General features: G+C 57.1%; 18 protein-coding genes. 12 read left to right on the top strand and 6 right to left on the bottom strand.

The genetic code is table 11. From position 1 onward, the window contains the following. Positions 1 to 8 precede the first annotated feature (8 nt). Entirely contained in the window at positions 9 to 1,457 is a 1,449-nt protein-coding gene (locus ACXAE6_RS05145; protein WP_475145345.1) for a TrkH family potassium uptake protein, read from the top strand. Here the strand turns inward: ACXAE6_RS05145 and ACXAE6_RS05140 are convergent, their stop codons facing one another. Together ACXAE6_RS05140 and ACXAE6_RS05135 are read right to left on the bottom strand one after the other, a co-directional pair. Continuing rightward, entirely contained in the window at positions 1,458 to 1,760 is a 303-nt protein-coding gene (locus ACXAE6_RS05140) for a DUF6958 family protein (RefSeq protein ID WP_475145343.1), read from the bottom strand. It abuts the gene before it with no gap. Further along, a complete protein-coding gene (locus ACXAE6_RS05135) occupies positions 1,750 to 2,295 on the bottom strand; it encodes a GFA family protein (RefSeq protein WP_475145340.1) in 546 nt (181 codons plus the stop codon). Before ACXAE6_RS05135 ends, ACXAE6_RS05140 begins: the two co-directional genes overlap by 11 nt. 105 nt (positions 2,296 to 2,400) lie before the next feature. Here ACXAE6_RS05135 and ACXAE6_RS05130 point away from each other — a divergent pair, with 105 nt between their 5' ends. The 4 genes from ACXAE6_RS05130 to ACXAE6_RS05115 all read left to right on the top strand — a co-directional run bounded on the left by ACXAE6_RS05130 (position 2,401) and on the right by ACXAE6_RS05115 (position 7,092). Then, positions 2,401 to 3,033: a TetR/AcrR family transcriptional regulator gene (locus ACXAE6_RS05130; RefSeq protein WP_475145337.1), complete on the top strand. Its 633-nt coding sequence runs from the start codon at positions 2,401 to 2,403 to the stop codon at positions 3,031 to 3,033. Between the two features lie 111 nt (positions 3,034 to 3,144). Beyond that, on the top strand, positions 3,145 to 4,113 hold the full coding sequence (glyQ, locus tag ACXAE6_RS05125) for a glycine--tRNA ligase subunit alpha (protein ID WP_475145334.1): 969 nt from the start codon (positions 3,145 to 3,147) through the stop codon (positions 4,111 to 4,113). Then, the gene (gene glyS, locus ACXAE6_RS05120; protein WP_475145331.1) at positions 4,110 to 6,176 is read left to right on the top strand and encodes a glycine--tRNA ligase subunit beta; all 2,067 of its coding nucleotides are present in this window, start codon (positions 4,110 to 4,112) and stop codon (positions 6,174 to 6,176) included. Before glyQ ends, glyS begins: the two co-directional genes overlap by 4 nt. A gap of 148 nt (positions 6,177 to 6,324) precedes the next feature. Continuing rightward, on the top strand, positions 6,325 to 7,092 hold the full coding sequence (locus tag ACXAE6_RS05115) for a lysophospholipid acyltransferase family protein (protein ID WP_475145329.1): 768 nt from the start codon (positions 6,325 to 6,327) through the stop codon (positions 7,090 to 7,092). Between the two features lie 78 nt (positions 7,093 to 7,170). Here the strand turns inward: ACXAE6_RS05115 and ACXAE6_RS05110 are convergent, their stop codons facing one another. Then, complete coding sequence (locus tag ACXAE6_RS05110) at positions 7,171 to 7,902, bottom strand: DsbA family protein (protein WP_475145326.1); 732 nt, start codon at positions 7,900 to 7,902, stop codon at positions 7,171 to 7,173. 67 nt (positions 7,903 to 7,969) lie between these two features. Next, positions 7,970 to 8,563 carry a DUF924 family protein gene (locus tag ACXAE6_RS05105; protein WP_475145323.1) on the bottom strand — a complete coding sequence of 198 codons (594 nt, stop codon included), beginning with the start codon at positions 8,561 to 8,563 and terminating at the stop codon, positions 7,970 to 7,972. Between the two features lie 208 nt (positions 8,564 to 8,771). Here ACXAE6_RS05105 and ACXAE6_RS05100 point away from each other — a divergent pair, with 208 nt between their 5' ends. The 4 genes from ACXAE6_RS05100 to ACXAE6_RS05085 are packed head-to-tail and all read left to right on the top strand — an operon-like array spanning position 8,772 to position 12,633. Further along, on the top strand, positions 8,772 to 9,836 hold the full coding sequence (locus tag ACXAE6_RS05100; RefSeq protein WP_475145320.1) for an extracellular solute-binding protein: 1,065 nt from the start codon (positions 8,772 to 8,774) through the stop codon (positions 9,834 to 9,836). Positions 9,837 to 9,842: 6 nt separating this feature from the next. Next, positions 9,843 to 10,925, top strand: coding sequence for an ABC transporter ATP-binding protein (locus ACXAE6_RS05095; protein WP_475145318.1), 1,083 nt, complete (start codon positions 9,843 to 9,845; stop codon positions 10,923 to 10,925). Beyond that, positions 10,922 to 11,782, top strand: coding sequence for an ABC transporter permease (locus tag ACXAE6_RS05090; protein ID WP_475145316.1), 861 nt, complete (start codon positions 10,922 to 10,924; stop codon positions 11,780 to 11,782). Before ACXAE6_RS05095 ends, ACXAE6_RS05090 begins: the two co-directional genes overlap by 4 nt. Further along, positions 11,779 to 12,633 (top strand): ABC transporter permease, encoded by an 855-nt coding sequence (locus ACXAE6_RS05085; protein ID WP_475145314.1) that lies wholly within the window; start codon positions 11,779 to 11,781, stop codon positions 12,631 to 12,633. Before ACXAE6_RS05090 ends, ACXAE6_RS05085 begins: the two co-directional genes overlap by 4 nt. 9 nt (positions 12,634 to 12,642) lie before the next feature. On the opposite strand, the gene udk is transcribed toward ACXAE6_RS05085, so the two are convergent. Next, on the bottom strand, positions 12,643 to 13,278 hold the full coding sequence (gene udk, locus ACXAE6_RS05080; RefSeq protein ID WP_475145312.1) for a uridine kinase: 636 nt from the start codon (positions 13,276 to 13,278) through the stop codon (positions 12,643 to 12,645). A 169-nt stretch (positions 13,279 to 13,447) separates the two neighbouring features. Here udk and ACXAE6_RS05075 point away from each other — a divergent pair, with 169 nt between their 5' ends. Further along, entirely contained in the window at positions 13,448 to 14,611 is a 1,164-nt protein-coding gene (locus tag ACXAE6_RS05075; RefSeq protein WP_475145309.1) for a phosphoglycerate kinase, read from the top strand. Between the two features lie 48 nt (positions 14,612 to 14,659). Beyond that, positions 14,660 to 15,736, top strand: coding sequence for a class II fructose-bisphosphate aldolase (fbaA, locus tag ACXAE6_RS05070; protein ID WP_475145307.1), 1,077 nt, complete (start codon positions 14,660 to 14,662; stop codon positions 15,734 to 15,736). Between the two features lie 72 nt (positions 15,737 to 15,808). Here fbaA and ACXAE6_RS05065 read toward each other — a convergent pair whose 3' ends face one another. Next, complete coding sequence (locus ACXAE6_RS05065; protein WP_475145305.1) at positions 15,809 to 16,093, bottom strand: hypothetical protein; 285 nt, start codon at positions 16,091 to 16,093, stop codon at positions 15,809 to 15,811. A gap of 153 nt (positions 16,094 to 16,246) precedes the next feature. Here ACXAE6_RS05065 and ACXAE6_RS05060 point away from each other — a divergent pair, with 153 nt between their 5' ends. Next, the gene (locus ACXAE6_RS05060) at positions 16,247 to 16,627 is read left to right on the top strand and encodes a DUF3461 family protein (RefSeq protein WP_392797890.1); all 381 of its coding nucleotides are present in this window, start codon (positions 16,247 to 16,249) and stop codon (positions 16,625 to 16,627) included. Positions 16,628 to 16,657: the final 30 nt, after the last annotated feature.

Raw genomic sequence — 16,657 nt, 5'->3', positions numbered from 1 at the left:
CGGACTCCATGCATTTTCGACTGACCCTAAAAGTTCTCGGCCTGTTGTTGATGGTGTTCAGTCTGTCGATGTTGCCGCCGGTGCTGGTGTCCTTTATCTACAGCGACGGTATCCACAATGCGTTCGTGCTGGGTTTTCTGCTGACGCTGAGCGTTGGTTTTGTGTTCTGGTTGCCGGTGCGTCGACACGAAGCTGAATTGCGCACCCGCGATGGTTTTATCATCACCGTTTTGTTCTGGATCGTGCTCGGTTTTGCCGGCTCCATTCCCATTACTCTGGCGCCCGCAGCCACCACCACCTTCACCGATTCCTTCTTTGAAAGTTTTTCCGGCCTGACCACCACCGGGGCCACGGTCATTACCGGTCTCGATGATCAGCCCAAAAGCCTGTTGTTCTATCGTCAGCAACTGCAGTGGATGGGTGGTTTGGGGATCATCGTTCTGGCAGTAGCGGTGCTGCCGATGCTCGGTATTGGTGGCATGCAGCTGTATCGCGCGGAAACGCCCGGGCCGATGAAGGACAACAAACTCACGCCGCGCATTACCGAAACCGCCAAGGCGCTTTGGTACGTTTATTTAGCGCTGACGATTATCTGCGCGCTGGCCTATTGGGCGGCGGGGATGTCGCTGTTCGATGCCATCGGTCACGCCTTTGCCACCGTCGCCATCGGTGGTTTTTCCACTCACGATGCCAGCATTGGTTACTTTGACAGCCCGCTGATCGAGCTGATTGCCGTTGCTTTTATGCTGCTGTCGGTCGCCAACTTCGGGCTGCATTTTGTCGCCTGGCGAATGCGCAGTTTGCGGCAGTATTTTTTCGATCCCGAATACCGCTTCTTCCTGGTCATTGCCGTCGCCCTGATTACCGTGACCGTTCTGGTTTTGTGGCTGGGCGGCACCTACGGCGCCGGTGAATCACTGCGCTATGGCGTTTTCGAAGCGGTGTCGGTGTTAACCACCACGGGCTTTGGCGTCGCCGACTTCTCCACCTGGCCGCTGTTCTTGCCGTTCATGTTGTTGATGGCGTCTTTTATCGGTGGTTGCGCCGGTTCGACCGCCGGCGGCATCAAGGTGATTCGCGCCTTGTTGCTGATCAAACAGGGCTTGCGCGAAATCCGTCGTCTGGTGCACCCGGCCGGCGTCTTTCCGATCAAGATTGGCAACCGGCGCATTGAAGACAGAGTGGTGGAATCGGTCTGGGGTTTCTTCAGTTTCTATGTGATTACCTACGCTGCGCTGCTGTTCGCGCTGCTCGGCACCGGCCTCGATTTTGATACCGCCTGGTCGGCCGTCGGCGCTTCGATCAATAATCTCGGCCCGGGTCTGGGCGATGTCGCGGCTCACTACGCCGACCTACCGGCGCTGGCCAAATGGCTGTTGTGCTTTGCCATGTTGCTCGGCCGGCTGGAAATCTTCACCCTGCTGGTGTTGTTCTCACCGCAATTCTGGCGCAGTTAGTTAGCCGTTCCGATGTAACCGGAGCGGCTTGCCAGCAACACGCTGTATCAAGCCCTTGGCTTCCAAATCCAGCTGCACAGCTTTTAACCACCAACCGGCTTTGGCGCCCTCAGGGAACAAAGCGTCAGGCAGCAGTGGCAACAGCTCCGCTTTTGCTTCAGCAACGCTCAGTCCGGGTGGCATATCGGGCAGAACCGCCAGCAGCGCAGCGCGCATGGCTTCGTATTTCGAACGGTCAACGCGCTGAATGTGGTGCGGCGAGGTGATGCTTTCGATGGCTATTTTGTCGTTATCAGCGCTCATCCAGGGCTCCGTTGATGGCGGGCATGGCCGGCGTGCGAAAACCCATGGCCGCCCAGGCAGTCAGCAGTTTGAAAAAGAAGCCCACGGACTGGTAACGATAGTTGGGAATGTCCTTTGGCAGCGCAGCGCCTTTGTCCGGCAGATCGCTGACCATGGTGCGCAGTTGCGGGCTGGGTCGTTGGTTTTCCGGCCACAGTTGGCTGTACAGACTGAGCCAGTGACCTTGCGAAAATTCCAGGAACATCGGTGTGTTGCAGCAGGTGGCGACCACGCGACGGGTCTTGCGGGAGGGCGTCAGGCGGTGTTCGCGCAAGGTTTCGATGCCGCTGAGGTAACGTACCCGGTCTTTGCGGTACAGCACAAAAGAGGTGGCGTCGTAGCCATTCAGTACCGCCGGCGCGTCGGTTAAGGATTGCAAAACCCGACCTGCTTGCCGGCAACTGTTGCACAGACATTCAGCGCTGAGAATTGGCGCGCCCTCTACCGTCAATTGGGTTTTCCCGCAGCGGCAACGCAAGGGTGTTTGAGAAGACATGGCCAGATACCTGGATGATTTTTGTTCTAACTAGACTAGACGGTCTAGTTTGGTTGGTCAACCGCAACTGGCTACACTGGGCTTGAAGAGCAAGGGGGATGATGGATGACAACAGGGCCGCAAGTTCGCGCCAGACGCAGTCGTGAGAAAATTCTGCAAGCCGCCAAAACAGTGTTTTTCCGGCACGGCTATGTTGGCACCAGCATGGATACGCTGGCGGAACTGGCGGGCGTTTCGAAACAGACCATTTACGCCCACTTCGACTCTAAAGAGGCGCTTTTTGTCGAGCTGGTGGCCAGTTTGACCGGCGGCGGTGCGGCAGCTCATCGGCAACGCGTAGAGGACCCTTATGACGACCAAAGTGCCGAGGCTTTTCTGCTGAGCTTTGCGACCGAGCAGCTACGCATCGTTATAACGCCGGAACTATTGGAATTGCGTCGCCTGGTGATTGCCGAGTCGGACCGTTTTCCTGAATTGGGGCGCGCTTTGCACGAGCAGGGCCCGGCCTATTCCATCGATCGACTGACTCGCGCTATCGAGCATTATTGCCAGCAAGGTGAACTCCAAGTCAGCAATGCCCAAGCGGCCGCCAGTCACTTTAACTGGCTGTTGATGGGCGAGCCGACCAACAACGCCATGTTGCTCGGTACCAACAACCTGCCCGGCGCTGACTGGTTGGATCAACACGCGCGCGAATGCGTGCGTATTTTCCTCTGTGCCTTTCGCGCCGATCAATAATTGTTTTTGCCGCCCTGGGCTGCGGTGACCGACTGGGCCGGCCTATGTATAATGCGGCGCTCTGTTTTTGACCAACCATCCAAATTCGAACAAGCACCGGGGCTGACCGCTGTGACTGATACGACTGCCAATAATCGCCTGACCTTCCAAGGTTTGATCCTGACGCTGCAGCAATACTGGGCGGACCAGGGTTGCGTCATTCTGCAACCACTGGATATGGAAGTCGGCGCCGGCACCAGCCACCCGGCAACCTTTTTGCGCGCGCTCGGTCCGGAAACCTGGAACGTGGCCTACGTGCAGCCGTCACGCCGACCGACCGATGGTCGCTACGGCGAAAACCCTAACCGCTTGCAGCACTATTATCAGTACCAAGTGATCCTCAAGCCGAACCCGAGCAATATTCAGGAGCTCTACCTGGGGTCACTGAAAGCCATCGGCATCGATCCATTGGTGCATGACATCCGTTTCGTCGAAGACAACTGGGAAAACCCGACGCTGGGCGCCTGGGGTCTGGGCTGGGAAATCTGGTTGAATGGCATGGAGGTGACTCAGTTCACCTACTTCCAGCAAGTCGGTGGCATCGAGTGTTATCCGGTATCGGGGGAGCTGACTTACGGTCTGGAACGGCTGGCGATGTACATTCAGGATGTCGACAACGTCTATGACCTGATCTGGACCGTCGGCCCGGATGGCACTGAAGTCACTTACGGTGATGTCTATCTGCAAAACGAAGTCGAGCAATCGACCTACAACTTCGAATACGCCGACGTCGATAACCTCTTCCGTCAGTTTGAATACCACGAAGGCGAAGCCAAAAAGCTGATCGACGCCAACCTGCCATTGCCTGCCTACGAGCAGATCCTTAAGGCCGGTCACACCTTCAACCTGCTCGACGCCCGCCACGCCATTTCGGTGACTGAACGCCAGCGCTACATTCTGCGCGTGCGCACCCTGTCGCGGGCGGTGGCGCAATCCTATTACGACGCCCGCAAAGCGCTGGGCTTCCCGATGGCGCCGCAGGCGCTGCGCGATGAAATTCTCGGTGCTGACGACGCCGACAGTAAGGATCAAAACGCATGACACAGGCCGATTTTCTGATCGAACTGGGCACCGAAGAGCTGCCCCCCAAAGCATTGAAATCGCTGCAGGACGCCTTTGCCGAAGGTCTGTTGCAACGCCTGGAAAGTGCCGGTCTCAGCCATGGCATTAGCCACCGTTATGGCGCGCCGCGCCGGCTGGCGCTGTGGGTGGAAGATCTGCAACTGGCGCAGCCGGACGAAGCCTTTGAGCGTCGTGGCCCGGCGGTGAAAGCCGCTTTCGACGCCGATGGCAATCCAACCAAGGCTGCCGAGGGCTTCGCCCGTTCCAATGGCGTCAGCGTCGATCAACTGGAACGCATGGAGACCGATAAAGGCGAGTGGCTGGTGTATCGCGGCGTCGAACCGGGTAAACCGGCGCTGCAACTGTTGCCGGAACTGGTGCAGCAAACGCTCGATACCTTGCCGATTCCCAAGCGCATGCGTTGGGGCAACAGCCGCGCCGAATTTGTGCGGCCGGTGCAATGGCTGGTGATGTTGCTCGGTGACGAGGTGGTACCGGCTGAAGTCTATGGCATTGAGTCTGGTAATGAGAGCCGTGGCCATCGCTTCCATGCGCCCGAGTCGATTGCGCTGACTAAACCCGCTGATTACGCCGAAGCCCTGAAAAAAGCCTATGTGCTGGCCGACTTTGATGAACGCCGCGATACCATCAAGCGCGAAGCCGAACGTGTCGCCAAAGAGGCGGGCGTGCAGGTGGTGATTGATGACGATCTGCTCAACGAAGTGACCGCCCTGAACGAATGGCCGGTGGCGTTGCTCGGTCGTTTTGAACAACGCTTCCTCGACGTTCCGGCCGAAGCACTGATCTCCTCTATGCAGGAACATCAGAAGTATTTCCCAACGGTCAACGATAAAGGCGAACTCGCGCCGAGCTTTGTGTTTATCGCCAACCTGGAAAGCCGTGATCCGGCGCAGGTGATTGCCGGTAACGAGAAAGTGATTCGTCCACGTCTGGCCGACGCCGCCTTCTTCTGGGATACCGACCGCAAAACACCGCTGGTTGATCGGGTGGAAAAACTCAAAGCCGTTACCTTCCAGCAGCAGTTGGGCACGCTCTACGGCAAAGCTGAGCGCCTGAAAGCCATTGCTGCCGAGATCGCCCGTCGCTTGGGCGATGATGTCGATAGTGCTGAGCGCGCTGCCTGGTTGGCCAAGGCCGATCTGGTTACCGACATGGTGTTTGAATTCGATGACATGCAGGGTATTGCCGGTTACTACTACGCGCTCAACGACGGCGAGAAGCCGGACGTCGCCCAGGCCATTGCCGAGCAATATCTGCCCGCCGGTGCCGGTGATGAACTGCCTAAAATGCGCGCCGGTATGGCCGTCGCTCTGGCGGATCGACTGGATAATCTGGCCGGACTGTTCGGCATCGGCCAGCCGCCGACCGGCACCAAAGATCCGTTTGCATTGCGTCGGGCTGCCTTGGGCGTGCTGCGTATTCTGGTTGAGCGCGAGCTGGATCTCGATCTGCGTGAACTGGTGGCTTACGCCGCCGATCAACACGCCGACCTGCCGCAGCGCGATTCTGTCGTGGAGCAGGTGGTCAGTTATGCACTGGATCGTTTTAGTGCGCTGTACAGCGATGCCGGTATTCGTCCGGACGTCTTCCAGGCGGTGCGCGCGCTGGAGTTGAGTCGTCCGCTGGACATCGATCGTCGCGTGAAAGCCGTCGCCAATTTCTCGGTACTGGATCAGGCCGAAGCCTTGGCGGCAGCGAACAAACGAGTCTCGAACCTGCTCAGCAAGGCGGGCGATGAGGTGGCTGCCGAGGTGGATACCAAGCTGTTCAGTGAAGCGCCGGAAGGCCAGTTGTGGAGCGCTATTCAAGCGGCCGAGGCGGATGTATCGCCGTTGCTGGCGACGAGCGATTACCAGGCCTCCTTGCAGCGTCTGGCCAGCTTGCGTGACAGCGTCGACGCCTACTTCGACGGTGTGATGGTGATGGCCGATGATGCCGCCGTGCGCGCCAATCGTCTGGCCGTGCTGTCACGCCTGCGTCAGTTGTTCCTGCAGGTGGCCGATATTTCGCTGTTGCAGTAATAAAAGCAGCAATAATGAACCAGCGCTGCCGATGGGTGGCGCTCTTCTTTCCGCCCGGGAAAGGATCAATTCACTTTTTCGACACCGCAGTTTGGCAGATTGCCGTTAAACTGCATGTTCGTGTTGAATTTGGGCGAGAACCGGCGCTATGTGGCTGGCTTATCTGCGAACTTTTATTTTCTATGCCTGTTTTTATGGCCCCTTCACTATTTGCTGGGCCAGTTTCTGCGGCTTTTTTGCCTTCCTATTACCCTATCGGCTGCGTTATCACTTCGTGATTGGCACCTGGGCCAAGGTGGCCGTCTGGGGTACGCGTTGGATTCTGGGCATCAAATACCGGGTTACGGGTTTGGAGCATCTGGATGGCACCGCCGCCGTGATTGTCTCCAACCACCAGAGCGCCTGGGAAACCTTTTTCCTGCAGCGCCTGTTCCGACCCCAGACCCAGGTGGTGAAGAAGAGCCTGCTGCGCATTCCGTTTTTTGGCTGGACGTTCTCGTTGCTGCGTCCGATTGCCATTGACCGTGCCGACCGCAAAGCCTCGATGACGCAAATCATGGAGCAGGGTGTACCCAAGTTGCAGGATGGCATCTTCGTGCTCATCTTCCCCGAAGGTACCCGCGCCCCAGCTCATGCCATGCTGCCGTTTCGCCGTGGCGGAGCGGTGCTGGCCAAGGCGGCTGAGGCACCCATCATCCCGGTCACGCACAATTCCGGCGACTACTGGCTGAATAAGCGCTTTGTTAAATTGCCCGGCACCATTGATGTGATTATTCATCCGCCGATCTATGTTGGCGATATGGCGGCCAGTGAAGCAATGAAAGAAGCGGAGCGCCGCATTGGTGAAGGCCTGGCGCGAATTCACAGTGAGCGAGCATCGGTGAGCCCCGATAACTCGGCAGCCGCGATGTCCTGATGTTGCGCGGAGCGATGTTCGCACCGATAAAAAAACCCGGCCAATGCCGGGTTTTTTTATGCCGAGGGTTTGATCAACTCAGCTGGCTTCGTCGATCGCCGCCTGGATGGTGGCTTGTGGATAAGCGCCTTTCAGTAACTGGCCACCGACCACAAAGGTTGGTGTACCGCTGACGCCAAGATCGCGAGCCATCTGGCGATTTTGAGCCAGTGTCTGCTGTACCCAATCGGCCTGACTTTCCTCTTGTACCGCCGCTACATCGACGTTGTCCATGCTGGCGACGGTATCCCAGACTGCGTCGTCCGATGGCAGTGAACGACGGCCCAACAGGCTGCGATGGAAATCTTCAAACTGCTCGGGGTAGAGATGATGGAAGGCCAGTGACGCCTTGGCGGCGGTCACCGAGGTTTCCGCCAGAATGGGAAACTCTTTATAGACCACGCGCAAATCCGGGTTGGCTTCGATCAGCGCCTGAACAGTTGGATCGGCGCGCTTGCAGTAGCCGCAGTTGTAATCGTAAAACTCAACCAGCGTCAGGCTGCCGTTGGGATTGCCGATGACGGGATCGTTGGCGCCGGATTCCAGTTGTTCGGTCATTCCTGCCAAACGTTCTTGTTCAGCAGCCTGGCGAGCGGCGGTCTGTTGTTGCTCATAGCGATCCAAAGACTGTTGGATCACTTCCGGGTGCGCCAACAGGTAGTCGTGTACCAACTGCTCGATTTGAGCTTGGGTCAGGTTGTCTGCCATGGCGAAGCTGCTCAATAGCAGACTGGGCAGCAGTGACAGTAAGGTTAAGCGTAACCGTTTCATCTTGGTGTCTCCATTTACCGGCTAGTCCGGTTTGCTTAGACCTGGAGTGGCTCCAGGAGTTTCAGGGTTATTGCCCGAAGCGGGCAGCATCACCAGCGAGGTAGCCCATCTCCTCGGCTGTCGATGTTCGGTCCAGCACCGTATTGCGGTGCGGGTAGCGACCGAAACGAACGATGATATCGCGGTGTTCGATCGCAGATTTACGCAGACTTTCAAGGAATTCCAGCTGTTGCGGGAAGTCTTTGCATAGCTGCTCTATGGCGAGTGCCAGACGGTCGTGCAACGCCAGGTCCTCGGCATGCATCAGTGGCATCAGGCAAAACATCCGGCCGCTGGCAGCCAGACTGTGGTAATGCTCGTCGTCCAATGCTTCCAGCGTCCATTGCTGGGCCAGATGATCCCAGTTAAAGGCTTCGGCGCGGCCACGATACAGATTACGGCTGAACTGGTCGATCAGCAGGATCATTGCCAGCCGGCCGTGCGGGTGCAGCAGCCAGGCGTCGAGCTCCCCCATGACAGCGCGCTGATGTAACTCGCCAAAGCGTTCGGCAATCTGTTGATCAACCTCAGCGCCGCCACTGAACCAGCGTTTGCGAAACGCCGGTTCCGGTGGTTCCTGATCGCCAAACCAAAAATCGAGTATGGGTTGCCAGGGTGTCATGGGACGTCCTCGGGTGGCCTGCCAGCGGGCAGCGCAGAAGGCAGAGTTTAACAGACCGTTACCAAACCTGGTCCAGCGGATTTGCAGTCTGCTGACCGGTCAACACCGTGTTTGGCCCCTAGTCATCAATTTGCCATATATTGACTCTAGCGTGTCGGGGTCGAATTCAAACGTCTTTTAATCTGCACGGGAAGCTGAGGAAAGCACTATGAATACACTGCACCGCTTAGGGCTGGGTTTACTGGCTACGACCTGGTTTATGACGTCCGCCCAGGCTGACGAACTGCGTCTGCTCACCTGGGGTGGCTACGCTCCGGATGCTGTCGTTGCCCAATTCGAAGAAGAGACCGGCATCGATGTCCAGGTCACGCTGTCGAACAACGAAGATATGATTTCCAAACTGCGCGCTACTGGCGGTGCCGGTTTCGATCTGGCGCAGCCAAGTCAGGACCGCATCATTGGCGTCCAGCGTCAGTTCAATATTTATCAGCCGCTGGATATGAGCCGTATCGAGACCGAACTGTTTCAGACCTCCATGTTGAGCGCCACACGTCAGTCCACCTCGTTGAGCGGTAACCAATATGGTGTGCCGGCGGTCTGGGGCACCAGCGGTTTGATCGTCTCCGATTCGGTCGCCGATGACGTCACTGACTACACCGATTTGTGTTCCGATGCGGTGGCCGGTCGTGTTTCTTACCGCCTGAAGCGCCCAACGCTGATCGGTTTCGCTTTTGCGATGGGTGAAGATCCGTTCGCGGCTTACGACAATGAAAGCGAGTACCGCGCCATTTTGGAAAAAGTCGAAGCCGAACTGATCGACTGCAAAGAGAACGTTAAAACCTACTGGAGCGGCGGCGATCAATTGCTGGCTCTGCTGCGCACCGGTGAAGTCACCGCCGCCATGGCCTGGGATGCCGGCGGCTGGACTTTGCACGCCGAAGATCCGTCAATCAACTTCGTCGCTCCGGAATCCGGTGCCTTGGGTTGGATCGATACCTTTGCGCTGCCACGTCGCGCCGAGAACGTCGATGCGGCTTACCAGTGGATCAACTTTGTGATGCGTCCGGAAATTGCCGCCCAGATCACTAACCAGTCTGGTAACTTCACCGCTTCTGTGGGTGCCGATGCTTTTGTGCGGGCTGAGTTGCGCGATGCCTACCGCGCCAGCTTCGATCAGGACGCCTTGGATAATATCAACTGGTATCCGCCGGTGCCGCCGGGCCTGGAAGCCATCGAAGGTCAGGTGCTTGATCGCATTCAAGCGGCGAACTAAACGCTGATGAGTTCCGATCTTTATTGCACCGACCTGGTCCGCCGCTTCGGTGAACAACGGGCGGTGGACCGGATATCGCTGGATGTTCCGGCCGGTTCGTTCTTCTCCATCCTGGGTCCATCTGGTTGCGGGAAAACCACCTTGCTGCGTTTGTTGGCCGGCTTTGATCGACCCGATTCCGGTGACATCTTTATTCGCGACCAACGCATGAACACCGTGCCGCCGAACAAGCGGCCGGTGAACATGGTGTTTCAGCATCTGGCTTTGTTCCCGACCATGAACGTGGCCGACAACATCGGTTACGGTCTGAAGCGCCGCAAGGTCGCGGTGGCCGAACGGCGCAAAAAAATCGAACGGGTACTGGAGCAAGTTGGTTTGCCGGGTCTGGGCGATCGCATGCCACAGCAATTGAGTGGCGGCCAGCGTCAGCGCGTTGCTCTGGCTCGTTGTCTGGTGTTGGAACCGACTTTGTTGTTGCTCGATGAACCACTGGGCGCGCTCGATCTGAAGCTGCGCGAGCAGATGAAAGTCGAGCTCAAACATCTGCAGAAAGCCTTCGGCACCACCTTCGTATACATCACTCACGATCAGTCCGAAGCGCTGGTGATGTCCGATCGGGTGGCGGTAATGCGCCATGGTCGTTTTGATCAGGTCGCGGCACCGGATGTGTTGTATCGCGAACCGGCCACGCCTTTCGTGGCGAGTTTTGTCGGTGACAATAACCGCCTCGATGGCGAGGTGCTCAGTGTCGATAACGAGCGAGTCAGATTGCGACTCGACAATGGCACCGAAGTCAGTGGACGACCCTCATCGTCGTTAACTATTGGGCAGCGTGCTTCACTCTTTATCCGTCCGGAATCGATGCTAATTGGCGCCGATTTGCCCGCTGGCTTCAGTCGCATCGATACCCAGTTGAGCGCGACGCTGTTTGATGGCGCCAACAGCCGCATTGAAACCCGTCTGGGTGAGCACGAGCTCTTTGCGCGTTTGCCACAGGATGGTTCGGTCGGTGATTTGCCGTCGGGCGCTCAGGTTTCGCTGGGCTGGGAACCGAGCCGGGCGACGGTGTTTGCCGAGGCCAAGTTGTGAACCGGACGGCTGGCAAATTATCGCTGTTGCTGTTGCTGACGCCCTTTGCGCTGTGGATTGTGCTGTTGGTGGTCTTGCCGCATATCCAGATGTTGCGCATCTCTTTCCAGGTGCGCGAAAGCTGGGACACCCTTAACTGGGGCGTTACTCAATACAGCAACTTCTTCGCTGAATCCTATTATTGGCGCACCTTTATTCGCACCGGTGTGATGTCGTTGCTGACCACGGCGCTGACCTTGCTGATTGGTTTTCCCATCGCCTGGTATATCGCCAAACTGGCGCGCGGCCGCGCGCGCGGTGTGTTGTTTCTGGCCTGTCTGATTCCGTTCTGGGCGAGCGAATTGGTGCGTACTTATGGCTGGATGATACTGCTGCGCGAAAGCGGTTTGTTCAGTGGCTGGTTGCAGACGCTGGGCTGGGTCGATGGGCCGGTGGAATTGCTCTACAACGATGCGGCGGTGATTGTGGGCCTGGTCTACAACGCTCTGCTGTTTATGGTGGTGCCGCTGGTGACCACCCTCGACGGTCTCGACGACAACCTGGTCGAGGCCGGCTATGACCTCGGCGGCAACCACTGGCATGTGCTGCGGGACGTAGTCATTCCCTGGGCGATGCCCGGAGTTGTTTCCGGCTGCATCGTCGTCTTTATGCTGACCTTGGGTTCTTACCTGACGCCAACGCTGATGGGTGGCAAAGACAGCGCCTGGTTTACTCAGCAGATTTTTACCCAGTTTATTACCCGTTTTAATTGGGAACAGGGCGCCGCCCTGGGTGTGTTGCTGCTGGTGTTATCGTCCTTGCTGGTGTGGCTGGGATTACGTTTAACCGGCCAGAACTTGCGCAAGGTGTTGGGATGATTCGTTCGGTGCCGCGTTCGCGCCTCTTTAACGGCTTGTACCTGCTGTATCTGGTGGCGTTTTTTCTGTATCTCGCCCTGCCGTTGTTGGTGACGGCAGTGTTCGCGTTCAACGATTCCAATTTCCCGTCGCTGCCCTGGCAGGGTGTTACGCTCGATTGGTACTTCGCCGATGCCGCCGAAAGCGGCAATCGCACCGGCCTGTTTCACGACCAGGGTTTACTCAGCGCGCTCTGGGTCAGTGTGCTGGTAGCGTTCTGGGTGACAGTGATCTCGGTCGCGCTCGGTTGTGTGAATGCGGTGTTGTTTGAGCGCATCGAGTTTCGCGGCAAGGAACTGCTCTATCTGGTGATGTTGTTGCCGCTGGTCATTCCCGGCGTGATTCTGGGGGTGTCGATTCTGGTGTTTTACAGCGGCATGGCTAATGATGTTTCCCTGCGTTGGGGCATCGAACTGGATCTGTTCCGGCCCGGTCTGCCGCTGGTGATCGCCGGTCAGGTGGCCTTTATTACCACTCTGTCGACGCTGATCATCGCCGCGCGCTTGCGCAAGTTCGATCCACAGTTGGAAGAAGCCGCCTTGAACCTCGGCGCCACACCCATTGTTGCCTGGTTTACCGTCACCTTGCCCTGGTTAATGCCTGCCATTTTGGGCGCGGCGGCCATGGCGTTTTTGATGTCATTCGAGAACTTCAACACCACTGTCATGCTCACTGGCAGCGACACACCTTTAACCGTCGCGCTGTTTAACCGGCTGCGCGAAGGTTCGACGCCGGTGCTGAATGCAGTGGCCTTGTTGTTGATGGCGGTATCGGCGCTGTTAGCGATGGCGACGCTGCGTCGGTCTCAGTGACTCAGTGTCTTAGTGACCGAGCATCTGCAAAATCCGCGCTTTAATCATTTCAATCGCGACGCGGTTTTTACCGCCGCGCGGCACGATGATGTCGGCGAACTGTTTGGTTGGTTCGATAAATTCCAGAAACATCGGCCGTACCGTGCGCTTGTATTGTTCGATGACCGATTCGACGGTCCGGCCGCGTTCGGCGATGTCGCGTTGCAGGCGGCGCACCAGACAGATATCCAGCGGCGTTTCCATATAGACCTTGGCATCGAGGCGTTTGCGGATGGCCTTGTCGTGCAGAATCAAAATGCCTTCGATGATGATGATGCGCACCGGTTTCAGCGGAAAGGTGTCGGCCGAGCGGTTGTGGATGGTGAAGTCGTAGATGGGGATTTCAACGTCCTGGCCGGCCGATAGCTGATCCAGATGTTCGATCAAGAGGTCGTGATCGAAGGCGTTGGGGTGGTCGTAGTTGATGGCTTCGCGTTCTTCGAACGTCAGTTCGCTGCGGTCGCGGTAGTAGCTGTCTTCTTTGATGATGGCGAGGGCGTCTTCGCCCAGTTCACGGCGCAGTTCGTCGTAGACGGTGCCGGCTAACAGGCTTTTACCGGACGCGGACGCGCCAGCGATGCCGATAAAAATAGGGGCGGTATTCATCGAAAATCCAGCTTCTAAGTGGGTGGGCAAGCTGGGTGCGCAGTGTAACAAAGGTCCGGGATTCTGTCTGCGCGGCCGCCAAAATGTAGGAAAATTACAAAGCGGGTGATTCGAGCCGCCTCAAGGTCTACAATGGCTGCCCTTACATTTTTCGCCGAAAGGAACCGCCATGTCTGTGATCAAGATGTCCGACCTCGATCTTGCTGGAAAACGCGTACTGATTCGTCAGGATCTGAACGTCCCGCTGGACGACAACGGCCAAGTGACCTCGGACAAGCGCATTCGCGCCTCCTTGCCCACCATTGAACTGGCGCTCAAGCAAGGTGCTCAGGTGATGATCATGTCGCACCTGGGTCGTCCTGAAGAAGGCCAATACGATGCCAAAGCGTCCCTGGCGCCGGTTGCTGAGTACATGAGTAAGCTGCTGGGCCGTGATATTCCATTGATCAAAGACTGGGTCGATGGCGTCGACAGCGATGCGCCGGTGGTCATGCTGGAAAACGTCCGCTTTAACGTCGGCGAGAAGAAAAACGAAGACGGCCTGTCACAAAAAATGGCGGCGCTGTGCGATGTCTATGTGATGGACGCCTTTGGTACCGCCCACCGTGCTCAAGCCTCAACGCACGGTGTCGCCAAGTTCGCACCCATTGCCTGCGCCGGCCCGTTGCTGGCCGCTGAGCTGGAAGCGCTGGGTGCGGTGATGGACAACCCGCAACGGCCGATGGTCGCGGTGGTCGGTGGTGCCAAGGTGTCGACCAAGCTGACCGTGCTGGAAAGCCTGTCCAAAATCTGCGATCGGCTGATTGTTGGCGGCGGTATCTCCAACACCTTCGTCGCGGCGCGCGGTTATAACGTCGGTCAGTCACTGCACGAAAAAGACCTGATTCCCGATGCCAAAGCGCTGATGGAAAAGCTCGACATTCCTGAGCCGGTCGACGTACGCGTCGGCACCGAATTCAGCGCGACCGCCAAGGCCACCATCAAGCCGGTCGACCAGGTTGAAGACAACGAAGAGATCATGGACCTGGGTCCGGAAACCGCCGCCAAGTACGCCGAAGTGCTCAAAGGCGCCAAGACCATTCTGTGGAACGGCCCCTGCGGCGTGTTTGAATTCGATAACTTCGCTGAGGGCACCAAAGCTATCGCCGAAGCCATTGCCGACAGCGGCGCGTTCTCTGTTCTGGGCGGCGGCGATGTGATCGCCGCGGTACAGAAGTTCGATATGGAAGATCGCTTCTCTTACATCTCCACCGGCGGTGGCGCTTTCCTGGAATTTGTCGAAGGTAAAAAGCTGCCCGCTGTTGAAATTCTCGAGCAACGCGCCCAAGACTAAAATAACACCGATGGGCGGCCTGGCCGCCCCAGCAAGAGGGTTCCAGCTATGACCAAAGTACTCGATGTCGTCAAACCCGGTGTCGCCGTTGGCGACGATGTACAGAAGATTTTTGAAGTCGCCAAGGCCGAAGGCTTCGCGCTGCCGGCGGTTAACTGCGTTAACACCGATACTATTAACGCCACCTTGGAAGCCGCCGCGCGCGTCGGTTCGCCAGTGATCATTCAGTTCTCCAACGGTGGTGCTGGCTTTTTGGCCGGTAAAGGCTTGAAACTCGAGGGTCAGGGCAACGCCATTTTGGGCGCCTTGGCCGGTGCACGTCATGTGCATGCGGTCGCCGAATCCTACGGCGTGCCGGTCATTCTGCACACCGATCACGCTGCCCGTAAGTTGCTGCCCTGGATTGATGGCCTGCTCGATGCCGGTGAAAAACACTTCGCCGAAACCGGCAAGCCGCTGTTCTCCTCGCACATGATCGATTTGTCGGAAGACAGCCTGGAAGACAACGTCGACACCTGCGCCCAATACCTCAAGCGCATGAGCAAAATGGGTATGACGCTGGAAATCGAACTGGGTGTGACCGGTGGTGAGGAAGACGGCGTCGATAACAGCGATGTCGATGAATCGAACCTCTACACTAAACCCGAAGACGTGGCTTACGCCTATAAAGTGCTCAATGCCATCAGCCCGCGCTTCACCATCGCTGCCTCATTTGGCAACGTGCACGGTGTTTATAAGCCGGGTAACGTCAAGCTGAAGCCGACTATTTTGCGCGATTCCCAAGCGCACTGTACTGAGGTTTTCGGCCTGGAAAACAACGCCCTGAACTTTGTCTTCCACGGCGGTTCCGGTTCCACCGAAGCGGAAATCAAGGAAGCGATCAGCTACGGCGTCATCAAGATGAACATCGACACCGATACACAGTGGGCTAACTGGGATGGTATTCGCGCCTACTACCAGGAAAACGAAGCCTATCTGCAAAGCCAGATCGGTAACCCCGAAGGCGACGACAAGCCGAACAAGAAGTTCTACGACCCACGCGTCTGGTTGCGCAAAGGCGAAGAAAGCATGGTCAAGCGGCTGGAAAAAACCTTTGCTGACCTGAACGCTGTCGGTCGTAACTGAGACTGACACAAGCCGGTCTGACCAACGCCACCGGTGTGCTTTGCTCCGGTGGCGTTTTCCGTTTTAGGAAGGCTACAGCCAGTTGGCCTCCAATCTCAGCATCTGCCCGGGCAGATTCGATTCCATCCATTCTTCCAGTGCCCGCACCTCCGTTTCGATCTGACCTTTATCGGTGCCGATGATCACCAGCGCGGCCTCACCGCGATCAGTTTCTGAAAACGGCGCCAGCGTTAACGCCCGGTTTGCTTGTTCACGACAATAGCGTTTTAACGGACCGAAGGCGCGGTGCAGGTCGGCATCATTAGTGACATCAGGCAGGTAACGTTCGAGTTCAATCAGGCGAATGTGCAACGTCATGGTGCAAAAAATTTCCGTTTTAAGCTGGGTTTTATGGAACTGCGACAGGCACGCCGCTTGCTAGTTGATTGCGGTTACCATTGGCGTAACCTAGGCTCAGTACAAAAATTGTACGCCCGAACACTCACTCTTACATACGCTCAAGGATGCTCGATGTTTGAACACTTGAATTCCGTCGGTGTCACCGACACCGACAAGATCGAAAAGTATACCCTTCGCACCGAAGGCTATGACGATATTCTGAAGATCTATTACAAGCGCGAAAAGGGCGATCTGTTTGCCCGCAGCGAGAAATTTAAGTACCCGCGTCAGCAAAAGCGCGTCAAGATCGACAGCGGCACCAGCAGCTATCTCGATACCACTGAAATTTCTCCGGCGCTGCGCCAGTTGGTTGATGAGCTGGATTCCATTGCCCGTCGCGTGCATGTAGAAACTGATCTGAAGAAGAAAATTCTCGACGATCTGCACCACCTGGAAAAGGTGGTTCAGAACAAAATCGAAGAGATTGAGGCCGACATCAAGCGCCTCAAGTAAGACCTCAAAAGCCCCGGTCGTGGCCGCTGC

This window comes from Saccharospirillum sp. ABV4_185 (assembly GCF_056159245.1).
Note: the sequence above shows the minus strand (reverse complement) of the source record. Positions and strands in the feature narration are given on the sequence as shown.

Bases quoted from the DNA above. Each gene is read 5' to 3' on its own strand.
- ACXAE6_RS05145 (WP_475145345.1), top strand. From the start codon at position 9: ATGCATTTTCGACTGACCCTAAAAGTTCTCGGCCTGTTGTTGATGGTG.
- ACXAE6_RS05140 (WP_475145343.1), bottom strand. From the start codon at position 1,760: ATGAGCGCTGATAACGACAAAATAGCCATCGAAAGCATCACCTCGCCG.
- ACXAE6_RS05135 (WP_475145340.1), bottom strand. From the start codon at position 2,295: ATGTCTTCTCAAACACCCTTGCGTTGCCGCTGCGGGAAAACCCAATTG.
- ACXAE6_RS05130 (WP_475145337.1), top strand. From the start codon at position 2,401: ATGACAACAGGGCCGCAAGTTCGCGCCAGACGCAGTCGTGAGAAAATT.
- glyS (WP_475145331.1), top strand. From the start codon at position 4,110: ATGACACAGGCCGATTTTCTGATCGAACTGGGCACCGAAGAGCTGCCC.
- ACXAE6_RS05115 (WP_475145329.1), top strand. From the start codon at position 6,325: ATGTGGCTGGCTTATCTGCGAACTTTTATTTTCTATGCCTGTTTTTAT.
- ACXAE6_RS05110 (WP_475145326.1), bottom strand. From the start codon at position 7,902: ATGAAACGGTTACGCTTAACCTTACTGTCACTGCTGCCCAGTCTGCTA.
- ACXAE6_RS05105 (WP_475145323.1), bottom strand. From the start codon at position 8,563: ATGACACCCTGGCAACCCATACTCGATTTTTGGTTTGGCGATCAGGAA.
- ACXAE6_RS05100 (WP_475145320.1), top strand. From the start codon at position 8,772: ATGAATACACTGCACCGCTTAGGGCTGGGTTTACTGGCTACGACCTGG.
- ACXAE6_RS05095 (WP_475145318.1), top strand. From the start codon at position 9,843: ATGAGTTCCGATCTTTATTGCACCGACCTGGTCCGCCGCTTCGGTGAA.
- ACXAE6_RS05085 (WP_475145314.1), top strand. From the start codon at position 11,779: ATGATTCGTTCGGTGCCGCGTTCGCGCCTCTTTAACGGCTTGTACCTG.
- udk (WP_475145312.1), bottom strand. From the start codon at position 13,278: ATGAATACCGCCCCTATTTTTATCGGCATCGCTGGCGCGTCCGCGTCC.
- ACXAE6_RS05075 (WP_475145309.1), top strand. From the start codon at position 13,448: ATGTCTGTGATCAAGATGTCCGACCTCGATCTTGCTGGAAAACGCGTA.
- fbaA (WP_475145307.1), top strand. From the start codon at position 14,660: ATGACCAAAGTACTCGATGTCGTCAAACCCGGTGTCGCCGTTGGCGAC.
- ACXAE6_RS05065 (WP_475145305.1), bottom strand. From the start codon at position 16,093: ATGACGTTGCACATTCGCCTGATTGAACTCGAACGTTACCTGCCTGAT.
- ACXAE6_RS05060 (WP_392797890.1), top strand. From the start codon at position 16,247: ATGTTTGAACACTTGAATTCCGTCGGTGTCACCGACACCGACAAGATC.